This is a genomic window from Gabonibacter chumensis (genome assembly GCF_024741215.1).
In the GTDB taxonomy this organism is placed as follows: domain Bacteria; phylum Bacteroidota; class Bacteroidia; order Bacteroidales; family Marinifilaceae; genus Gabonibacter; species Gabonibacter massiliensis.
Genome location: NZ_JANSKB010000004.1, coordinates 67,924 through 88,411, shown reverse-complemented (window position 1 = coordinate 88,411; position 20,488 = coordinate 67,924). Strand labels below are relative to the sequence as shown.

Here is a 20,488-nt window from a genome sequence, read left to right as displayed (position 1 = left end):
ATATTTGCAGCGATAAAAGACAAAATATGAGAGCGAATTTACATCATATGCATCATCATTACCATCACTGTGTTCAGGTGAGATGATGCTGTTGTGCTGTAATTTGAAATAGAAAGTATAAACGAGCTCGCCTGGATTCAGGCGGGCTCGTTTGTCTTTTATTCTTTTGGCCTTCCCGGATTCAGCGAGTTTTTAAATCAAAAATTATGACGAGATTGAAAATTGCTGTTCAAAAATCGGGACGACTGTATGACGATTCTTTGGCTCTTTTGCGGGAGTGCGGAATCTCGATCAATAACGGGAAAGATCAGTTGATGGCTCAGGCGTCCAATTTTTCATTGGAAATTCTCTATCTGCGTAATTCGGATATTCCTCATTACGTGGAGGATGGTATTGTCGATTTGGCCATTATCGGTGAAAATACGTTGATCGAGAAACAATCCCGGGTTACGAAATTATTGGATTTGGGATTTTCCTCCTGTCGTGTTTCCATCGCTATCCCGAAGTCGGAGACTTTTACGGGACTCTCTTTCTTGGAAGGAAAGAGAATTGCCACTTCTTACCCGAATACTTTGAATGCTTTTTTGAAGCAAAACGGCTTGCGATCGGAAATTCATGTGATTTCCGGTTCAGTGGAGATCGCCCCGAATATAGGTTTGGCGGATGCCATATGCGATATCGTGAGTTCCGGCAGCACCTTGTTTAAAAATGGTCTTTCCGAGGTGTATACTTTGTTCCGTTCTACCGCGGTATTGGTGTCGAATCCTTCTCCGGATTTGAAAAAAAAGATGTTAACGAAGCAGTTGGTTTTTAGGATGAAAGCCGTGTTGGCGGCAAAAAGCAATAAATACATTTTGTTGAATGCCCCGGAAGCGCATCTGGATGAAATCTGCCGAATATTGCCCGGGATGAAAAGTCCCACGGTTATGCCTTTGCGACGGTCCGGTTGGTATTCTTTGCACTCCGTGGTGAATGAAAATCAGTTCTGGGATTCGATCGATCGTTTGAAGGAGGCCGGAGCAGAGGGAATATTGGTCGTTCCGATTGAAAAGATGGTCGAGTGATTTGATCCGCGTTTATGATGTTTATAAAGCTAATTTACTGATGTCGATATGGAAAAGATAGTATATCCAACAAAAGAAGTGTGGACGGAGTTGTTGAAGCGTCCGTCGGATCAGACGGTTGATTTGGAAAAGGTGTGTGATCTTGTTTTTGAGGAAGTAAAGCGAAATGGGGACGAGGCGTTAAAAAAATATACCCGGTATTTTGATCGGGTAAAACTGGATGATTTTGAGGTTACGGGAAAAGAGTTTGATGAGGCGAATGAGTCGGTAAACGAAAAATTGAAAGTAGCTATTCGGGAAGCAAAGGAAAATATTTATCGTTTCCATGCTTTGCAAAAACCGTTGAAAGTCGAAGTCAAGGATGAACGGGGCTTTTGCTGCTGGCAGGAAGCAAGAGCCATACAACGGGTCGGGTTGTATATTCCCGGGGGGAGTGCTCCTTTATTTTCGACCGTGTTGATGTTAGCGGTCCCGGCGGTATTGGCCGGCTGTGAAGAGGTTATCCTTTGTACTCCGCCGTCTGCCGATGGTAACGTAAATCCTGTCGTGTTATGGACGGCTGCTTTGTGCGGGGTGAAAAAGATATATAAGGTAGGAGGAATTCAGGCGATAGCGGCCATGGCAATAGGGACTTCTTCGATCGGACGGGTCGATAAGATCTTCGGTCCGGGGAACCGATTCGTGACTGCGGCCAAATTACGTTCCGGGCGTTATGGCGTAGCGATAGATATACCTGCTGGACCTTCGGAATTAATGGTTGTCGCGGATGATTCTGCCCGGCCCGGCTTTATTGCGGCCGATTTATTATCTCAAGCTGAACACGGGCCGGATAGTCAAGTGTTTCTCCTTACTGACCGTGAAGATTTATCGAAAAAGGTTGAAGTCGAACTAAAACGACAATTGGAGGAACTTCCCCGGAAGGATTTGGCAACAAGGGCGTTGGAGAACTCTAAATGTATCGTGTTGGAGACGATAAGGGAATGTATAGAGTTGGCCAATTGGTATGCTCCCGAACATTTAATGCTTTGTGTTCGGGATTATGGACGTTGGCTCACGGAGATCAAGAGTGCAGGTTCTGTTTTTTTAGGAAATTATTCTCCCGAAAGTGCGGGTGATTATGCATCAGGTACGAATCATACCTTGCCGACTAACGGGTTTGCCCGGGTGTACAGTGGGGTGAATCTGGATTCTTTTATGAAAAAAATCACGTTTCAGGAAATAACTTCCGAAGGTTTGTCCGTGTTGGGCGAAACGATCGAGGTCATGGCGGAGTACGAGCGACTTTGGGGACACCGGAACGCGATAACCGTACGAATGAATACTGAAAAAGAGTAAAATATGTTTGAGAGTATTATTCGTGGCGGTATAAAAGAGTTGGAAGCCTACTCGTGCGCCCGTGCGGAATTCGCCGGCGAACAACAAATCCTATTTTTGGATGCGAACGAGAATCCTTTTGAGACGGGGGTTAATCGTTATCCGGACCCTTTTCAACGGAAATTAAAGAAACGCTTGGCGGACCTGAGACGGGTTTCGACGGATCAGTTGGTCTTGGGGAACGGGAGTGACGAATTGATCGATTTGTTGATCCGGACAGTTTGCGAACCGGGGAGAGATCGGGTAATCCTTTTTGATCCGGGGTACTCTATGTATGAGGTTTGTGCCCGGATCAACGGGATAGAGGTTTTGAAATTGAGGTTGGATGAGGCGTTTATGCCTGAATGGGACAGGGTGGAGGCCTGTATGGACGATAGAAGTAAAATCGTTTTTTTCTGTAACCCGAATAATCCGGTCGGAAATGTTTTGCCCGTCGAACGTGTATTGAAGATTGCGAAAAAGTGTTCCGGTTTGGTTGTTATCGATGAGGCTTACATCGATTTCGCGAGTCAAGAATCGATAATCGGCCGATTAGGGGATTATCCTAATGTAGTTGTTTTGCAAACGTTATCCAAGGCTTGGGGAATGGCCGGTTTGCGCGTAGGGATACTTGCGGCGCATCCCGGGTTAACCCGTTATTTGAATCGGGTAAGACTGCCTTATAATGTAGGCTCTTTGGTACAAACGGAAGCTTTACGAATGTTGGAAAATACGGAATTCTTTCAAAGGTGTTTAGATGAAATAAAACGGGAAAGGGAGAGGCTTTATAATTATCTGAAACGGAATGCCCTTTTTGACCGGGTTTTCCCTTCGGAAGCTAATTTTATTTTAGTATGTAGCGAAGAATATGAATGTTTGTATCAGGAGCTATTGAAACGGGGAATCGTGGTCAGAGTCCGGCAGATGCCTCCTCGAATAGAGAACGGACTACGTATCTCGGTCGGGACCTCGCGAGAAAATGATTTTTTTATGGATGTGTTGTCTGAATTGGAAGAAAGGTATTTAAAACAGGGTTATTTATGAAAAAAATATTATTTATTGATCGGGACGGAACGATCATAGAAGAGCCTCCGGGTGATTTTCAGGTGGATCGAATGGATAAATTGCGTTTTAAGCCGGGAGTTATCGGTTCTTTGCGGAAAATAACGGAAGAAACAGACTATCGTCTGGTGATGGTTAGCAATCAGGACGGTTTGGGAACAGCTGCTTTCCCTTTAGCTGATTTTATGCCTCCGCATGACTGGATGTTGAAAGTCTTGGCAGGCGAGGGAATTATTTTTGATGAGATACTGATAGACGGTAGTCTCCCGGGGGAGAATTCGCCTTTTCGAAAACCCGGGATCGGTATGGTGGAAAAGTATATGAACGAGTGCTTGGACCGGGAAAATTCTTACGTGATCGGGGATCGTCTGACCGATATGGAGTTGGCGTCAAATATGGGAATAAAGGGAATCTTGTTGGGGGAGGGGAAAGCAGGAGGGGTTTCGGAAACGGTAACCTGTTCTTCCTGGGAGAAGGTGTACCGTTATCTGAAATCGAATTCTCGTAGAGTGAGTTTATCCCGCGAGACTTCCGAAACGAAGGTTGGAATGACGTTGGTATTGAACGGGAACGGAGAGAGCGATGTACGTACGGGTATAGGTTTTTTTGATCATATGTTGGAACAGGTCGTTCGTCACGGGGGAATCGATTTGGTCGTTGATGCGGAGGGGGATAAACAGGTAGACGAGCATCATACGATAGAGGATACGGCTATTCTTTTGGGGCGGTGTTTTAAGGAGGCTTTAGGGAGTAAGAAAGGTATCGAACGGTACGGATTTGTATTACCGATGGAGGAATCTCGTGCCGAAGTGTTGCTTGATTTCGGCGGAAGAGGGTATCTGGTCTGGAAAGCCCGGTTTGAGCGAGAGTTTGTAGGGGATTTCCCGACAGAGATGACGCGCCATTTTTTCGAGTCATTTTGCCGGGAGGCCGGTTGTAATCTACATGTAAAAGTTGAGGGTGAGAATACCCATCATCAGATCGAAGCGATTTTTAAAGCTTTCGGACGTTGTATCAAAGTAGCCGTAAATTCTTCGGGAAGCGGAATTCCTTCCTCCAAGGGGCAGCTGTAATAGTATCGGAAATGGTTACGATTATCGATTATGGTGCGGGAAATGTTTTTTCCGTGCAGACGGCGATCCGGCGATTAAATGAAGAGGTTATCGTCTCTTCCGATCCGTCGGTCATCCTCGAAGCCGAACGGGTAATTTTTCCCGGGGTAGGGCAAGCTGCCGCGGCGATGCGACAATTGCGGGAAAAGGGGTTGGATAAGATTATTCCCGAACTGAAGGTTCCGGTATTGGGAATTTGTCTGGGAATGCAGTTGATGTGTACTTTTTCGGAGGAAGGAGACACCACGGGATTGGGAATATTTCCGTTAGCCGTAAAACGAATAGGGCAGGGGAAGAAAGTCCCTCATATGGGATGGAATAGAATATTCGATTTACATTCCGATTTGTTCCGGCGGGTCGGAGAAATGGAATGGGGATATTTCGTTCATTCGTATTATATTCCATGTAACGCGTATCAAATTGCGACATGTGATTATGATGGAGAATTTTGTGCAGCCGTTCGAAAAGATAATTTCTGGGGGTGTCAATTTCATCCGGAAAAATCTTCAGGTACGGGAGAAATGATTTTACGTAATTTTTTAATGCTTTGAATATGGAGATTATACCGGCAATAGATCTTATGGGCGGACGATGTGTTCGTTTGAGTCAGGGAGATTACGATAGATGTTCTGTTTATACGGAGGACCCGGTTGGTATGGCTCTTTGTTTTGAAAAGGCGGGAGTCGGGAGGTTACATTTGGTTGATTTGGACGGAACCCGGAAGGGAAAGGTCGCTCACCTCGATTTATTGAGGGAAATTTGTTCTTTGACCCGTTTGGAGGTGGATTTCAGCGGGGGAATAAAAAGCGAAGGAGAGGTACAACAAGTATTGGAAGCGGGGGCCCGGTGGGTAACAATCGGAAGTATGGCACAAACGAATCCGGAGAAAGTTAAAAGTTGGATAACGAAGTACGGGGCCGAACGAATTATAATTGCGGCAGATGTTCGGGAAGAACGGGTCTATATTAACGGCTGGCGACGGAAGTCGGATAAAACGATTTTTGATCTGATCGAACAATACGACGGCGTGTTGATGAACTTGATGTGTACCGATATCGAACGGGACGGAATGTTTTCCGGGCCTTCGTCAGGGTTGTACGGCAAATTGCGGACGAGGTTTCCGGAAATAAAATTAATCGCTTCGGGAGGTGTTCGCTCGGTTGAAGATGTAAAGGCTCTGTACCGTTTGGGAGTGACCTCTGTTATTATAGGGAAAGCTTTTTACGAGGGGCGATTGACCTGGGAAGAGATAGTACGAATGAAATTATAGCGAGATATGGGATTGGCAAAGAGAATAATTCCTTGTTTGGATGTAAGAGAGGGATGTGTCGTGAAAGGAGTTTGTTTCCGGGATTTAAAAAATGTCGGAAATCCGGTGGATTTAGCTCTTCTTTATTCTGATTCTGGGGCAGATGAATTGGTATTTTTAGATATTGCGGCCAGTAGCACTCGGAGGAAAACGATGTCTGAGTGGGTGAGAAAGGTTGCTGAGGCGGTAAATATTCCTTTTACCGTGGGGGGCGGTATAGCTTCAGAACGGGATGTCGAAGCGTTATTAAAATGTGGAGCCGATAAAGTTTCTGTTAATTCGGCGGCAATCGGGGATCCGGGATTGATTCGCCGACTTGCGGCAAATTTCGGAAAACAATGTATAGTCGTGGCTATCGATGCTTCGCTAAAAAGAGGAGAGTGGAGGGTCTTTAGTCACGGGGGAATTAGGGAAACCTCTTTCGTTTTACGGGAATGGGCACGGGAAGCTGCGGATTTAGGGGCTGGAGAACTTTTGTTTACTTCCATGGATCATGACGGGACCTGTCGAGGATTTGCCTATGATACGGTAGCCGCTTTGGCTAATGAGTTGACTATACCGATTATTGCTTCCGGCGGGGCCGGAAAGAATGAGGATTTTTATGATGTTTTTACGAGAGGAGAGGCAGATGCGGCTTTGGCCGCGGGTGTTTTTCACGACGGAAGAATCAAAATTCCGGAATTGAAATCCTATTTGGCAACCAAAGGGGTTGAAGTAAGAGATGTATCACTTAATGAAATACAAATATGATGTTAGATATCAGTAGTTTAAAATTTGACAAGGACGGATTGGTCCCGGCTGTTATTCAGGATGCGAATACTCGTGTCGTTTTGATGCAGGGATATATGAATGAAGCTTCCGTCAGGCGGTCGGTAAAGGCCGGAAAGGTATGTTTTTTCAGTCGTTCCCGACAATGTTTATGGACGAAAGGTGAAGAGAGCGGACATTTTTTGTACTTGCAGGAAATACTTGCGGATTGTGACGGGGATTCGTTGCTGGTAAAAGTGAAACCGGATGGTCCGGTTTGCCATACTGGACAAGATACTTGCTGGGGAGAGGAAAATGAACCGGGTAATTTCTTATTGTGTCTGGAACATTTTCTGCAAAAGCGGAAAAATGATTCTCCCGAAGATTCTTATACGGCAAGATTGATTTCGATGGGAATAAATAAAGTGGCCCAAAAGGTGGGAGAGGAGGCCGTAGAGCTGATTATAGAGGCAAAAGATGAGAACAGGGAATTATTTTTGAATGAAGCGGCCGATTTGCTGTATCATTATCTGGTTTTACTGATGGCAAAGGGCTGTGAGCTGGAGAACGTGATAGGGGTATTGAAGCAAAGGCATAGATGCAATAGGATTTAGTGATTCTGTGATTTAGCGATTTAGTGATTCTGTGATTTGGTGATTGAGAGATTGAAGATTAAGTGATTCAAATTTAATCCCTCGATCCACACGTTCATTTTGATTGCAGATTGTAAATTGAACACAGTTTTTTAATCTACAATTTGCAATCTTTTTTAATCTCCCAATCCCTCAATCTCAGAATCTTTAAATGGAGATGCGTATTTGAAGCGATAGGTCGAATAATTTGTTGTCGTTGACCCGGGTAAGCGAGGAACCGATGTATTCTTTATCGGGATAATATACCATTCCTGCTTTCAAATAAAAAGTGATCGATTGGAGCACCTTCCAGTTCAGGTTGAGGTAGGAACGGAGGCCTCTATTCTGATAGGCCGGGAAAGAGTAGCCGTATAATACGTTATGTTCATAAGTATAGATCCGGGAGTAGTATCCGTCCGTGTTGAAATAGGCTATACGGAATTGGGTTTTGATGTTTTGTTTACGACTGGAGAATATAAAGTCTTGATAGATGAGCATTCCTTTTTCTTCTCGCGTGTCTTTCCGGTAATGAATATAATCTATACGGGTACGAAGTTCGAGAAAAGATATGTATTTGTTGGAGAATTGAAATCTGAATTCGTTTCTCTGTCGTTGAACGCGGGCTAATGTTTGTCTGACCGGATTCTCGGGTTTGGATTCGTGCTTAACGCGAAAATAGCATTCCCATTTGCGGGAATAGTAGGTAATATCGCATACTATTTCCTGTCCGGAACCGGGGAGAGTGGCTTGGTAGCGGGGAGCGAAGAAGCGAAACCAGTCGTAATAGAAATTTATTTTCAGGTTTTTCACGGGAGAACTTGCTATACCGATATAGATGCCTTCTTCGTTTGAGGTGTTGGAGTATTCGGCAAATCCCTGATTGTAATGGGAGCGGTAATCCTTATCGTAATGGCGGTAGATGATGCAGGCAGATGCTTTGGAGAATCCGCTGTAACGCAGTCCGTGAATGGTACCGATTGCCCCTTTGTCGCTTAGGGCAAATTCACCGAAAAGGTAAAAGCTTCGAATACCTGTTTTGTAATCTATGCTGTTTAGAAATCGCTTGCTCCCGGTGTCGTTATAGCGTTGATATACGCGGTTTCCCGCGGATAAGCGAGGGGTGAAATCGTAATATAAAGTATGGATACCGATTCGAAAACGTCGGTGATTTAGATTGAAAGACCCTCCGGCGGTGAACTCTTTTAAAGAGTGCTTTTTTTTACATTCGGGCAGGTTTCTGTGGTAACCGCTTTGGTAGAGGGAGGCTGCTTCCAACTCTTCCGGATCGAGGCTGTCCCGATCGATGAGGTTGCCGTCGGTTTTTTTGCGGGAGAGGAATAAAATGGTTTTGATGTTTTTGTGGGGAACCAGGTATATACCTATCCCTCTCAGGAAACGGTTTTCATCGGTAGAGGTGTAGGGAACGATTCCGTTCCCCGATTTTTCGGTATTCAGGGAAGCTCCGGATTTTCCGGCTGAGAAACCGTGCCAGGCGACTAAGCCTTGTCCCCATTGTAATTTGTAGTCTCCGATGATGATTTTTTGAAGCCAGTGTTTGTTCGTTAACATGAAATGTGCGGATAGAAAGTCGAACCCGTTTTTTTGATATCTCGTGAAGTAGCTTTCTCCCGGGTCATTTTCGAGTGTAAAGCCGCCTGTCCAGCGGGAGCGTTCCCCGATTTTGTATTTTAATAGGCTCCCGAAGGGTGGCCCCCGGAATTGTTTTTCTTGTGCCTTTTTGAAATCTTTCTCTTTGAGGAAAGCTTCCCGCTTGTATTTTCGATAACCTGTTTGCGTGGGTCGGGTCGTTTTAAGCCTGGCTAATATTTCTTGTTTGACGCGAGTCTTTCTTTTTAGAACGGCTGTTGTAACGGTAGTGCCGATTTGAATGAAAGGGAGAATATTGGCCAAATCCCTTTTTCCGATGCCGGTAATCAACAAGAGTTCATTCGGATGTTTGAAGGCTCCTGTTTCGTTCCTGAAAATCAGAATCTGATCGATTTGGCTATCAGAAAGAAAAAATAACATTCTCAGGCTGTCGAATCCGACCGTATTTATGTCGAGGGGGTGTTGTCGAAGATAGGATAGGGTAGTAAGCATCTCTTCGTAATTTTCTTCGGAATCGAGAATACCGTTTTCTTCCAGGAGTTTCTCTATATCGGATGTTTCTTGAGCGAAACAGTCCCAACATGGAAGGAAAAACAGACCGATCAGGAGGAGTACTCGTTTCATGATACACCGATTGTAAATGAGGTCTTAATCGTAAAAGAGTGTGTGAACAGACACACGGGAGCTATTCTTTTTTTTTTTCAAAGTTATGGAAAAATGGAATACGTGTATTCCGTATGTGGTGTTAAATGATATATTTTTGGATGAGTGTGTGACGGGTTGTTTTTAAAACAAATCGGGGCAAGAGGGAAACCAGGGAGGTAGAAATAGCGGGTTCAATCTTTTATTGAGATTGTCCGGGTCTGCGGGACGATTTATGGCGGGATAACGGTAATCCCCGGGAAAAGGTCGAGACGGAACCAACTGTCTGTAAAAATAAATCCGGTTTATTTTAAACCGGATTTATTTTTAGTTGGTTTTATAGTCGTATTTTATTTGTGCCAACTCTTTGTTGGCATCGACAATCTTCTTCTTAAGTGATTCTTTGAACTCCACGATTTTATTTTTTAGTTCGGCATCTCCGACGGCTAAAATTTGTGCGGCTAAAATTCCGGCATTCATGGCACCGTTGATGGCTGTTGTGGCCACGGGAATTCCCGGGGGCATTTGGGCGATGGCTAACAGGGCATCCATGCCGTCGAGAGAAGCGTTAATGGGAACTCCGATAACGGGTAGGGGGGTCATTGCGGCTATGACACCGGGAAGGTGGGCGGCCATTCCGGCTCCGGCAATAATCACCTCGATGCCTCGTTTCCCTGCATGCCTTGCGAACTCTTCTACTTCAGCAGGTGTGCGGTGGGCCGATAAGGCATTTATCTCGAAAGGAATACAAAAGTCGTTCAATACTTTTGCAGCCTTTTCCATAACGGGCAGGTCCGAGGTACTGCCCATAATAATACTTACTTTTGGGTTCATATTTTTACGGGATTTTAAATTCAAAATTGTACTTTTGCGCAAAGTAAATAAAAAAAAACGAATTCGGGGCGAATTCTCCCGATCTTCAATGGTTTAAATTGAAACAAGAATGAAAAAGGTCAGATTGCACGATAAGGAATTTCAGGTTTCTATTGAGGCGGCTGCTATTGATCGAGAGATCGAGCGGGTAGCAGGAGAAATTAACCGTGATTTACAGGGAGAACGTCCGTTGTTTTTAAGCATATTGAACGGGGCATTCATGTTTACGTCCGACTTATTGAAATGCATCACTTTGGAGGGGACGGAGGTTAGTTTTGTGAAGATCGCTTCTTATGCCGGTACCTCTTCTACCGGTCGGGTAAGAGAGTTGATCGGGTTGAATGAAGATATTACGGGGCGTACGCTTGTGATCGTCGAGGATATGGTTGATTCGGGGAAATCCATGGTGCACCTGAAAGAGATGTTGCAGAAAAAAAGTCCGAAGCAGATCAGGATAGCGGCGATGTTTTATAAGCCTAAGGCTTTGGTGCATGAATTGACTGTCGATTATCATTGTTTTGCTTTGGAAAATGATTTCGTTGTAGGAAGAGGATTGGATTACGACGGCTTGGGCCGTAACCTTCCGGATTTGTATACGTTGTGTAAAGATTAAAACTGATTATAATGGCAGCAACCAATTTTGTAGATTATGTAAAAATATATTGTCGTAGCGGGGCAGGAGGTCCTGGTTCAACCCATCTTCACCGGGATAAAATGACGGCCAAGGGGGGACCTGACGGGGGAGACGGCGGCCGAGGGGGGCATGTGATATTGAGAGGCAATCGAAACTATTGGACGTTGATCCATTTAAAATACCAGCGGCATATTTTTGCCGAGGACGGGAAGAGCGGTAGCGAGTGTCGGAGTACCGGGGCGAACGGAAATGATGTCGTCATTGACGTGCCGTTGGGAACGGTGGCACGGGATGCGGATACCGGTGAATTGATCTGTGAAATTACGGAAGAGGGGCAGAAATGTATCGTTGTTGCCGGCGGACGCGGCGGATTAGGAAACTGGAATTTCCGTTCGGCCACGAATCAGACTCCGCGTTTTGCCCAACCGGGAGAACCTCGTGTCGAACGGACGGTTATCATGGAGCTGAAGGTTTTGGCGGATGTAGGATTGGTCGGTTTTCCGAATGCCGGGAAGTCGACCTTGTTATCGGTGGTTTCGGCGGCAAAGCCTGAAATCGCTAATTATCCTTTTACTACTTTGGTACCTAACCTGGGGATTGTGAAGTATCGGGATGATCGCTCTTTCGTGATGGCGGATATTCCCGGAATTATTGAGGGGGCCCATTTGGGAAAAGGATTGGGAATTCGTTTTTTACGTCATATCGAACGAAATTCCGTTCTGCTGTTTATGGTTCCCTCCGATAGTCCTAATATTCATAACGAGTATAATGTTTTGCTTAATGAATTGAAACAGTATAACCCTGAACTATTGGACAAAAGACGCGTGTTGGCCATTACCAAATCGGATTACGCGGATAAGGAGTTGATAGCGGAGATGGAGACGGATTTGCCGGAAATCCCGTATGTTTTTATCTCTTCCGTCACAGGGCAGGGAATTACGGAGCTTAAAGATAGGCTCTGGAAGGTATTGAATGAGGAATAAAGGCTTAATTTAGGGAAATTTACGAAAAAATCAGGAACATAGGGAAGAGGTGGCCTCGTATATTCATAGAATTTTAAAAAGAATTGGATATGAATTACGGCATTAGTATTTTGTTCAGAGGAATTCCCGTGTTTATGGCGTTGATATGCTTTTTTCTGGGAGGGTATATTTTTTATTACGGAAGCGATACGGCACGATTCGTTGCGGGACCGGTCGTTTTTTCGTTGGGAGTGATTTGTATGGCATTGTTCGCGACGGCGGCAACGATCATCCGGCAACTGATTCACACCTATAAACCGGTTTTTAAATATGTATTGCCGGGATTCGCTTATTTGCTGGCATTCGGTACGATCGCTTTCGGCATATGGGTATTCAGTGCACACGATATGCCGGAATTGTTTGTTTCCGGTCATGTGATTTGCGGGGTGGGATTGATATCTGCCTGTATCTCTACCGCGGCGACTTCTTCCACCAAGTTTGCTCTTATTCCCACGAATTCCCATACTCCCGGTAATGAAATTAATATTCAAGGATTTTCGGCGAAAACGGAAAGTGTTTTGATTGCCCTTGTTATTTTGTTTTCGGCCGTAGCTTGGGTGTGGGCTATTGTCCTGTTGTCCGACTCTTCGGATTCGAATTCTTTCGTTGCGGGTAGCGTTATGGGGGGCCTTGCTTGCATTTGTACCAGTTTGATCGGTTTGGTGGCGAGTATTGCCCGGCAGATACGAAATGACTATACCGACCGGGATCGCAAATATTGGCCGATGTTGGTTTTCTTTATGGGTAGTGTTTGTGTGGTATGGGGATTGGTCGAGTTATTTGCCGCCTCGGCTCCGGTGAATACGACCGGTTTTATTTTGATCGGTTTAGGGTTGGTTTGTTTCAGTATCTCCAGTAAGATCCTGTTATTGGCTAAGGTTTGGAAGCAAGAGTTTAAGTTGGCGAATCGCATCCCTTTAATTCCGGTTATAACGGCTTTGCTATGTTTGTTTTTGGGAGCTTTTTTATTTGAAGAGGCCATGTTGGATGGGGCATTTTTTGTGCCTGCCCGTGTGCTTGTAGGATTGGGAGGAATTTGTTTCTCTTTGTTCTCGATCGTCAGCATTTTGGAAAGCGGAACTTCCGGCAAGTAGAATATAAATATACAATCTGATATATAGGCAACTGAAAATTGGTTTTCAGTTGCTTTTTTATGGAAAATAGTTTGACGTGAAAGGAATGTATTTTTTTAAGAAAGAATTTATAAATTGAAAACAGAATGATACCTTTACCTCAAAGTAGGATCAAGAGGGTGAATAGGACAACCGGCAAAGGGAGTTTAGCTTTCGGTAAGAAAAAGCTGGAAGGCTCTGCCTGTAATTGTTATTTTGATTTGGTTATTTATAGGTTTTGTCCGAATTTGTCTGAGTAACGATTTAGTTAAAGAAACAGAATATGAAGTGGATATTGAATGTAGTTTTTATTTTTTTGTTCGGTTTAATTTTTGCTCAGGAAGAAATTGGATCGGTCTGTACCCGGAAATTTCCCCTGCGCGAGAATATTCGGAAGGTACGGGTTGATTTGGAGATCAGAGCGGACGGTAAGGTCGGGTTGGAAATGAAGTATGTGTGTGCGGGAGTAAAGGCAGAACGGGATAGTTTGCTTTTTGGGATGAGCAAGTCGGAAAATGAAAAGCGTAAATGGATATCGACTCGCGTGGCGTACGGAAAATTGGAGTTGAAAGATTTCCGGTTTTTCGAGCCTGAGGGGAATGACGTTCCGGAGATCGGTTATGAAATAAAAGGAACTCTAATCGGTTTTTGCGGTAAAAGCGGGGATCGGCTTTTCTTTTCTCCTTTTTCTTTTTCAGGAATAAAGGATATCCCTTTGTCTTCCGGAGATGGTGTGCCGCCGGTAGAGATAAGTTGTTCGTTTGCTCAAAAAGATACGATTTCCGTGAGCATTCCGGAAGGATATATCGTGGAGACGGGAATTGCGCCGGTTTTTTTATACAGCCCTTATGGGGAGTATTCCACGGAGGTGTCGCGTTTTAAGGATAAAATTTATTTAAAAAGGAATTTTTTGTTGAAGGCCGGGATTTATCCGAAAGAGGCTTACGAGGGTTTTCAGTTGTTCATTCAACAGGTTCAATTGCAGGATCGACTCCGAATGGTATTGAAACCACGAAATAAGTAGTGAAGGGAATACTTACGATTTTAAGTATCGTTTAAATTCGTATTTTTGTTCTGCTGAAATTAAAGAAGAGAAAATGGCAAAAAAAGAGAAGGTACAAGAGATGTTCGACGGTATTGCACCGAAATACGATTTGTTGAATCATCTTTTATCCATGGGGATTGATAAAAAATGGCGGAAAAAGGCGATGAAGGTGGTCGGAGCGGGGCGTAAGGATATCGTTTTGGATGTGGCTTGCGGAACGGGCGACTTTTCCATAGAGGCACTAAGACACGGGGTAAAGAAGGTAGTCGGAGCAGATATTTCGGAAAATATGCTGGCTGTTGCCAGAGAAAAGGCAACGGAACGGGAATTGACGGATCGGCTGGACTTTCGTTACGGGGACAGCGAGAACTTGGAGTTCCCGAATAATTCTTTTGATGCGGTAACCGTGGCTTTCGGGGTACGGAATTTCGAACATTTGGAAAAGGGACTGACGGAGATGTACCGGGTTCTGAAGCCGGGAGGAAAGGTGGTCATATTGGAATTTTCAACGCCGGAACGTTTTCCCATGAAACAGTTGTATCGTTTTTATTTTAAAAAAATACTTCCTTTGGTGGGAGGTTTGGTTTCCGGTAACCGGAATGCTTACGAGTATTTGCCGGCTTCCGTTTTTGCTTTTCCTCAAGGCGGTCAATTTCTGAACATAATGCATTCATGCGGTTATCGTCGGGTTTTGCAGCGTCGGCTGACTTTCGGTATCGCCTCTCTTTATATAGGAGAAAAGTAAACTTGATATTTGAGGAATAGACCAATTGTCCAGTTTTTTTTCAAATATACAAATAGATACCTTTTATCGAATCACTATCGTAGCATCTATAAATACCTTGCACCTGTTTTCGTCAGGTAATTTGTGTAAAAAGGATTACCTAAAGCTTTTTACATTGGGATAATCCTTTTTTATGTAAATTTAAAAATAAAATCCGGACTCGTGTCGGGTGATTTTATTTGTTTGGTGATATTTTTATTTTGCAAGTGGTATCAGCCACGCCTATGATGTTTTCTGCTTTGACTCTATAAATTCCTGCATCTTCTGATACGGCATTTGATATTGTTAACGTCGATTTTCCTGTTGTCGTATCGTTTTTTATCGTAGTTCTTGAGTCGGCGTAAAGTCTGCTATCGTCTTTATAAAAACGAATGTCAGGAGTTGGGGTCCCTGTGACGGTGACTTCAATTTTAATTATTCCACCTTTCTTTATTGTTTGATCGGGTGGGGCTTTGATAAATACTGGTATTGAATTTTTGGGACCACTCGTTGCATTTGTCTTGTGCATGTAGCTTCCCGTGAGAGCCATGGATAACATCATGATAAATAAAATTCTCCCTTTCATGATTAAAAGTTTTATAAATTATTTAATACAAACAAATAAAGTAAAAATAATTATATATAACAAGTATGTCATCCGAAATATTATTACCTAATACGTGTAAATTGTAAATTCTGAATTGTAGATTGTAAATTAAGTATCCTCTTGATCTCAGAATCCTTCTATGCAGGAAGTGTAAATAAGAAATTACTAAATCGATAGGTCGTCTGATTGTAAATCTATAATTAGAAATCGTAAATTTGTCTAATATTATAATCTCTTTAATTTCTTAATCACAATTGATAAGGTGTAAGGCGCTATTATTATGTTTATATTTTTGTATAAAGCGAAGTTGAAAAATAATAAAAACACTTGTTTTGCGTTTTGTATTTATTATTTTGTTATATTGTCACGTGATTTCGGAATTTTAGTATTATTTTTGATGTAGAATATAAAAAACATGATTGTTTTAACTGATATGTTAAAATTGACGAAATGGGATTTTAATTGTTAATAATACACGTGAGATGAATCTTAAAGAGTTAAATATAGTTGCCGGGTACGAGCGAAAGATGATGACAAGAAATTTTGTTTTCGTTCTCTTGGCTTTTCTGTTGGCCGGGGGTATTTTGAGTTTTCACGTTTTCGCGCATAGCTACTGGCGTGTCGATTCTTACGCTTTTCGGGCGGATATTCCTTCCGCGGTCCCTTACGTGAACGCTTACCTGTTTTGCGTGTTTCAGGCTTTTTTCGCCATTTTTATAGCGGGGGATTTTATAAAGCGGGAACGGTCGAGGAGGACGAACGACGCGTTGTTGTCCCGTCCGGTCGGGAACGCGGAATACGTGCTCGGGAAGGGTTTGGCTGTTGTGGAGGTTCTAATTATGTTAGACATCGTGTTGATGGTGTTGACCGGGATGCTTCACGTTTTCGTGATAGACTCGGTTTTCTCTCCCTTGTTGTACCTGTTTTATTTTTTCACGCTGACGTTGCCGGCGATTCTTTTCACCACGGCGCTGGTCGTTTGCGTGAAAACGTTCGTTCGTTCGCGAATTTTCGCCTTGTTAGGGTTGTTGCTCTACCTGTGGGCGTCGTTAGCCTTGTTTCCTTTTTTCGCTCACGGTGTTGCCGATTTTACGGCTTCCCGGGTGCCGAATATTTTCTCGCCCTTGGCGGGTCATCCCGGGATGTGGAGTTACCTGTTGCAGCGTATGATCTTTGTCTGGATTGCCCTTGGCTTGTTCGCTCTCTCCGTTGTCGGCTTTAAGCGATTGACCGATAGGCGGAGACGGTCCGGGTTGATTATCTCGGTTTGCTTTGGAGCGAGTATCGTGACGGGTTTCGTTTATCTTTTTCCTTTTGAACGTCAAAGCGAGCTCCGGGGGCGTTACCGGTCCGTTTACGAGCGATACGATAATGTTCCCAAGGTGAACACGGTGGAGCACGAGATCACGTTCCGTCAAGAAGGGGAGCGTTTGTCTTCGGGCAGTAGGCTCTTGATCGAGAACCGTAACGCGACGGCAGTGGACACGGTATTGTTTTACCTGAACCCGGGTTTGGAGCTTTCCGGGTTGATGATAGATGGAAAAGAGTTGCCCTTTGAACGGGAGGGGCAGGTAATCGTTGTGCCGTGCGGGATGCAACCGGGGGGTCGTTCGATTGTGACGATGAAATATTCCGGAAAGATCGAGGGGAGTATTTGTTATCCGGAAATCCGAGACGGGGAGTTTAACGCCATGGACTTTAATAACCTGTTATGTTTTGGTCATCGTTTTTTCTTTTTGACGGATGATTTCACCTTGTTGACGCCTGAAACGATTTGGTATCCCACGACGATCCCTGTCGTGAACGTCGGTATCCCGTGGATTTCCCGTCGGGATTACACGTTGTACAAGCTAAACGTGATAAATCCCGATCGAAAAACGATTATTTCGCAGGGGGAGATGTCCGAGAGGGGGGACACGACCTGCTTCGATAACGAGCGGAATCTTTTCGGTATCGTTTTGGTCGCGGGCGATATGGATAAAGAACGATTTCGGGACACGGATTTTTTGAGCGAGTATTATTATCCCCGTGGGGAGGTTCCCTGCCGGGGGGCCTTTCAGGCCTCGGAAGAGGGGAAAAAACGATCAGTGGAAAAGATCAAATGGATGTTTGTCACTTATTACAAATATCCATACGATAAGGTCGCTCTCGTTGAGGTCCCCGTTTCCTATCACGCGTTTATCCGTCCGTGGAGGGAGGGAACCGATTATGTTCACCCGGAACTGTTTCTCGTTCCGGAGCGGCGAACAAGTCAATTGGGAGGTGGCGAGGAGATGCTTCGAAGAAGGATACGGAATGAGCGGTCGCGTTTAATGTCAAAAGGAATAAAAGATACCCCGTTGCCAGATGTTGAGGCCGATATCATTGTGGATAATTTCGAGATGTTTTATCAGGCGGGGCCGGAGCGGGATTTTTTCTCGTGGTTGCCACTCGTGAAAAAGAATAAAGGGCGTGGTTCAATCACGGCAGATTCGTGGAATAAATACGAATGTTCTTTTCTGGGAAGAGAGGGAAACATGTTATTAAGTTCTTCCCGTTACCCGATGATCAACTCGATATTTAAAGCGATGAAACCGGATAAAATAACGGGTATCACGGAGGTCAAAGTGGCAAGAGACATGGAAGCGATCGAGTATTTTTCCGGGAATAGCTTGGAGCAAGCTTTTCAACCGGGGGCGAAAATTCCCGGGATGAAGGATGTCGTGAGAGTGAAGGGCGTCGATTTGTGGAATCGTTTGCGGAATTTGACGGGAGATTCCTTGTTTTGGTTTGTCGATGATTTCGAGAAACGCTATAAATACCGGGAGGTGGATTTCGACGTGTTTTGTGACGAGTTGGATCGTCGTTTTAATATAGATGTTTATCCCGTGTTGAGCGCTTGGTACACGGGCAAGGGAGTCCCGGCGTTCGTTATCCGGGATATCGAGATAAACGAGAACCGGAATGAAAAGCGGGCGACGATTTATTTCAAGATTTGGAATAAGAGTGACGTGGAAGGTCTCGTCCGCGTAGATTATCAATATATAATGCAAACGGGTCTTGCCCAAAAGGGCGTGTTGCGATACGTTGCGGTAGCTCCCCGGGCTTGTGTGGAGGTCGCTCTGGCCGCTCAATTGAAAGGTTATTCGAATTATTTTTTTCTCAGTACCGGTTTCTCGAGAAACATACCGGAAGAATTTAGTGTTTGGAACCCAGGCAAGGTTTGGGTGGATCGTGACACGATCCGGGAGGTCGACACAACTTATTTTTCTCCCGTGAAGGAGATTATCGTGGATAACGAGGACGAGGGATTCGTGATCCACGAGGAGCGATCGTCCTATTTTGAAAAACCGGGTAAAGATAAAAAGTATAATCTTTATCCCCCGAAGCAATCCGAGTGGCGGTGGACGCTATTTGTTTCGGATCACGCTTACGGCGACGTGGTAAAAAGTTTTTACAGTAAAGCGGGGGGCAGCGGTAAATCCCGGGTGGAGTGGAATGCCTCGATCCGGGAGGCCGGGACGTATGAACTGTTTATTAAGCATGTTCCCACGGGTGGTAATTCGTTGTCATTTAGAAATGATCCGTCGGTGGAATACTCTTTTTTTCACGACGGGGTGGAAGACAAAATATTTTTTATCCCTCCAGAGGAGACTGAAACTAAAAGAGAGTACGACTTCACGGTCAGGCTATGCCGGGCTGACGGAGGAGAGGAGGAATTTAAATTGAACCAGGAGGAAGAGAGGGGCTCTGATTTTAATAACGGATGGTTTGCCTCTGGGAAGTATGAACTTTCCCCGGGTGATGTGAAAGTTGTGCTTCAAGACAAGGGGCTTTTACCCGGTAAAGTGTTGAATGCCGATGCCGTGAAATGGGTTAAGGTGGAGTAGTTCCTAATAAAATACCCATTACCCGTCCCCGTGTGCTATTGGATGGATGTCGAGGCAAAGAAAAGAGTCTGCTCATCGACCAGACTCTTTTCTGGTTAGAAATAAATTCGATTTTGAGTCGGATGACTTTATCGTTTCTTTGATACGCGTACCGTGCAGGTCGTGTCTACCATGCCTATTATATTTTCTGCTTTTATTTCATAAATTCCTTCATCTTCTTGCTTCGCTTTTACTATTGTTAACGTTGCTTTGCCCGTTGAATCGGTACTAATAGTTGTCCTATCGTTGTTGTAAATTCTACGGTTTTCTTTATACCAACGAACTTCGGGAGTTGGAGTCCCCCTGACGATAGCTTCAATCTTAATTGTTCCGCCTGGCGGTACTGTTTGGTCGGATGGTTTTTTGATAAACTTCGGCATGGAATTTTCTGCATTACTTGCCGCATTTGTAGTATAAATATAGCTTCCGGCGAAAGCCATAAATAATACCATGGTAAATACAATTTTCTTTTTCATGATTAAAAAATTATATATTATAAGTTTAGTGAATAGGATGGATCTGTAAAAGATTAAATTCAATCCAAAATTATAATACAAGAATTTCGCAAGTTGCATTAACTTTGCCTAAATCGTTTTCTGCCACCACTTCGTATATACCCGAATCGCTGATTTTTGCATTTTTTATCGTTAATGTAGATCTTCCGTCTTTGTCATGTATGGAATACTTATCGCTCTCGACGATTCTGCGGCCATATTTATACCAACGAATCTCGGGAGTTGGAGTCCCTACTGCTTTGGCCTCGATTTCAATGTTTTGGTCTTTCGATGCAGATTTTCTGGGTGGCGGTACAGAGCTAAATTCTGGCATTGTTTCTCCTGAGCTACTTGCTGCATCTGTCTCGCTGGTATAACTCCCCGTGAGGGTCATGACTAACATGATAATAAATATAATTTTATTTTTCATAATTAAAAAATTTATGTGTTGTATAATAATAACAAATTAACTAAAAATAATTATATATATCAAAAGAATTA

At 44.1% G+C, this 20,488-nt stretch carries 19 protein-coding genes; 14 read left to right on the top strand and 5 right to left on the bottom strand.

Annotated elements, in window-relative coordinates; all coding sequences use genetic code 11:
- Positions 1–206: 206 nt before the first annotated feature.
- From hisG to hisIE, 8 genes are read left to right on the top strand one after another with little or no spacing between them, the layout of a single operon-like run.
- Positions 207–1,064, top strand: a complete 858-nt coding sequence (gene hisG / locus NVS78_RS11530; protein ID WP_286359319.1) for an ATP phosphoribosyltransferase — start codon at positions 207–209, stop codon at positions 1,062–1,064.
- A 48-nt stretch (positions 1,065–1,112) separates the two neighbouring features.
- Entirely contained in the window at positions 1,113–2,399 is a 1,287-nt protein-coding gene (hisD, locus tag NVS78_RS11525) for a histidinol dehydrogenase (RefSeq protein WP_286359318.1), read from the top strand.
- A gap of 3 nt (positions 2,400–2,402) precedes the next feature.
- Positions 2,403–3,461: a histidinol-phosphate transaminase gene (gene hisC, locus NVS78_RS11520; protein ID WP_286359317.1), complete on the top strand. Its 1,059-nt coding sequence runs from the start codon at positions 2,403–2,405 to the stop codon at positions 3,459–3,461.
- Positions 3,458–4,552, top strand: a complete 1,095-nt coding sequence (gene hisB / locus NVS78_RS11515) for a bifunctional histidinol-phosphatase/imidazoleglycerol-phosphate dehydratase HisB (RefSeq protein ID WP_286359316.1) — start codon at positions 3,458–3,460, stop codon at positions 4,550–4,552. Before hisC ends, hisB begins: the two co-directional genes overlap by 4 nt.
- Positions 4,553–4,563: 11 nt before the next feature.
- Positions 4,564–5,142 (top strand): imidazole glycerol phosphate synthase subunit HisH, encoded by a 579-nt coding sequence (hisH, locus tag NVS78_RS11510; protein ID WP_286359315.1) that lies wholly within the window; start codon positions 4,564–4,566, stop codon positions 5,140–5,142.
- Between the two features lie 2 nt (positions 5,143–5,144).
- Positions 5,145–5,861, top strand: a complete 717-nt coding sequence (gene hisA / locus NVS78_RS11505) for a 1-(5-phosphoribosyl)-5-[(5-phosphoribosylamino)methylideneamino]imidazole-4-carboxamide isomerase (RefSeq protein WP_286359314.1) — start codon at positions 5,145–5,147, stop codon at positions 5,859–5,861.
- Between the two features lie 6 nt (positions 5,862–5,867).
- The gene (gene hisF / locus NVS78_RS11500; RefSeq protein WP_286359313.1) at positions 5,868–6,650 is read left to right on the top strand and encodes an imidazole glycerol phosphate synthase subunit HisF; all 783 of its coding nucleotides are present in this window, start codon (positions 5,868–5,870) and stop codon (positions 6,648–6,650) included.
- A complete protein-coding gene (gene hisIE / locus NVS78_RS11495; protein WP_286359374.1) occupies positions 6,650–7,261 on the top strand; it encodes a bifunctional phosphoribosyl-AMP cyclohydrolase/phosphoribosyl-ATP diphosphatase HisIE in 612 nt (203 codons plus the stop codon). The genes hisF and hisIE overlap by 1 nt, the downstream gene beginning before the upstream one ends.
- A gap of 186 nt (positions 7,262–7,447) precedes the next feature.
- On the opposite strand, the gene NVS78_RS11490 is transcribed toward hisIE, so the two are convergent.
- Together NVS78_RS11490 and purE are read right to left on the bottom strand one after the other, a co-directional pair.
- Complete coding sequence (locus tag NVS78_RS11490) at positions 7,448–9,511, bottom strand: helix-hairpin-helix domain-containing protein (protein WP_286359312.1); 2,064 nt, start codon at positions 9,509–9,511, stop codon at positions 7,448–7,450.
- A 345-nt stretch (positions 9,512–9,856) separates the two neighbouring features.
- Positions 9,857–10,363 carry a 5-(carboxyamino)imidazole ribonucleotide mutase gene (gene purE, locus NVS78_RS11485; RefSeq protein WP_286359311.1) on the bottom strand — a complete coding sequence of 169 codons (507 nt, stop codon included), beginning with the start codon at positions 10,361–10,363 and terminating at the stop codon, positions 9,857–9,859.
- A gap of 109 nt (positions 10,364–10,472) precedes the next feature.
- Between purE and NVS78_RS11480 the strand changes: the two genes are divergently transcribed.
- The 5 genes from NVS78_RS11480 to ubiE all read left to right on the top strand — a co-directional run bounded on the left by NVS78_RS11480 (position 10,473) and on the right by ubiE (position 14,960).
- Positions 10,473–11,015: a phosphoribosyltransferase gene (locus NVS78_RS11480; protein WP_286359310.1), complete on the top strand. Its 543-nt coding sequence runs from the start codon at positions 10,473–10,475 to the stop codon at positions 11,013–11,015.
- Between the two features lie 11 nt (positions 11,016–11,026).
- Positions 11,027–12,019, top strand: a complete 993-nt coding sequence (gene obgE / locus NVS78_RS11475; protein WP_286359309.1) for a GTPase ObgE — start codon at positions 11,027–11,029, stop codon at positions 12,017–12,019.
- Between the two features lie 89 nt (positions 12,020–12,108).
- The gene (locus tag NVS78_RS11470; RefSeq protein ID WP_286359308.1) at positions 12,109–13,152 is read left to right on the top strand and encodes a DUF2776 family protein; all 1,044 of its coding nucleotides are present in this window, start codon (positions 12,109–12,111) and stop codon (positions 13,150–13,152) included.
- 301 nt (positions 13,153–13,453) lie between these two features.
- On the top strand, positions 13,454–14,194 hold the full coding sequence (locus NVS78_RS11465) for a DUF3858 domain-containing protein (protein ID WP_286359307.1): 741 nt from the start codon (positions 13,454–13,456) through the stop codon (positions 14,192–14,194).
- Between the two features lie 73 nt (positions 14,195–14,267).
- Entirely contained in the window at positions 14,268–14,960 is a 693-nt protein-coding gene (ubiE, locus tag NVS78_RS11460) for a bifunctional demethylmenaquinone methyltransferase/2-methoxy-6-polyprenyl-1,4-benzoquinol methylase UbiE (RefSeq protein WP_286359306.1), read from the top strand.
- A 214-nt stretch (positions 14,961–15,174) separates the two neighbouring features.
- Here ubiE and NVS78_RS11455 read toward each other — a convergent pair whose 3' ends face one another.
- The gene (locus tag NVS78_RS11455) at positions 15,175–15,564 is read right to left on the bottom strand and encodes an immunoglobulin domain-containing protein (protein WP_286359305.1); all 390 of its coding nucleotides are present in this window, start codon (positions 15,562–15,564) and stop codon (positions 15,175–15,177) included.
- Between the two features lie 503 nt (positions 15,565–16,067).
- Between NVS78_RS11455 and NVS78_RS11450 the strand changes: the two genes are divergently transcribed.
- On the top strand, positions 16,068–19,454 hold the full coding sequence (locus NVS78_RS11450) for an ABC transporter permease/M1 family aminopeptidase (RefSeq protein WP_286359304.1): 3,387 nt from the start codon (positions 16,068–16,070) through the stop codon (positions 19,452–19,454).
- Between the two features lie 128 nt (positions 19,455–19,582).
- Here NVS78_RS11450 and NVS78_RS11445 read toward each other — a convergent pair whose 3' ends face one another.
- Positions 19,583–19,969: an immunoglobulin domain-containing protein gene (locus tag NVS78_RS11445; RefSeq protein WP_286359303.1), complete on the bottom strand. Its 387-nt coding sequence runs from the start codon at positions 19,967–19,969 to the stop codon at positions 19,583–19,585.
- Between the two features lie 70 nt (positions 19,970–20,039).
- Positions 20,040–20,417, bottom strand: a complete 378-nt coding sequence (locus NVS78_RS11440; RefSeq protein WP_286359302.1) for an immunoglobulin domain-containing protein — start codon at positions 20,415–20,417, stop codon at positions 20,040–20,042.
- Positions 20,418–20,488: the final 71 nt, after the last annotated feature.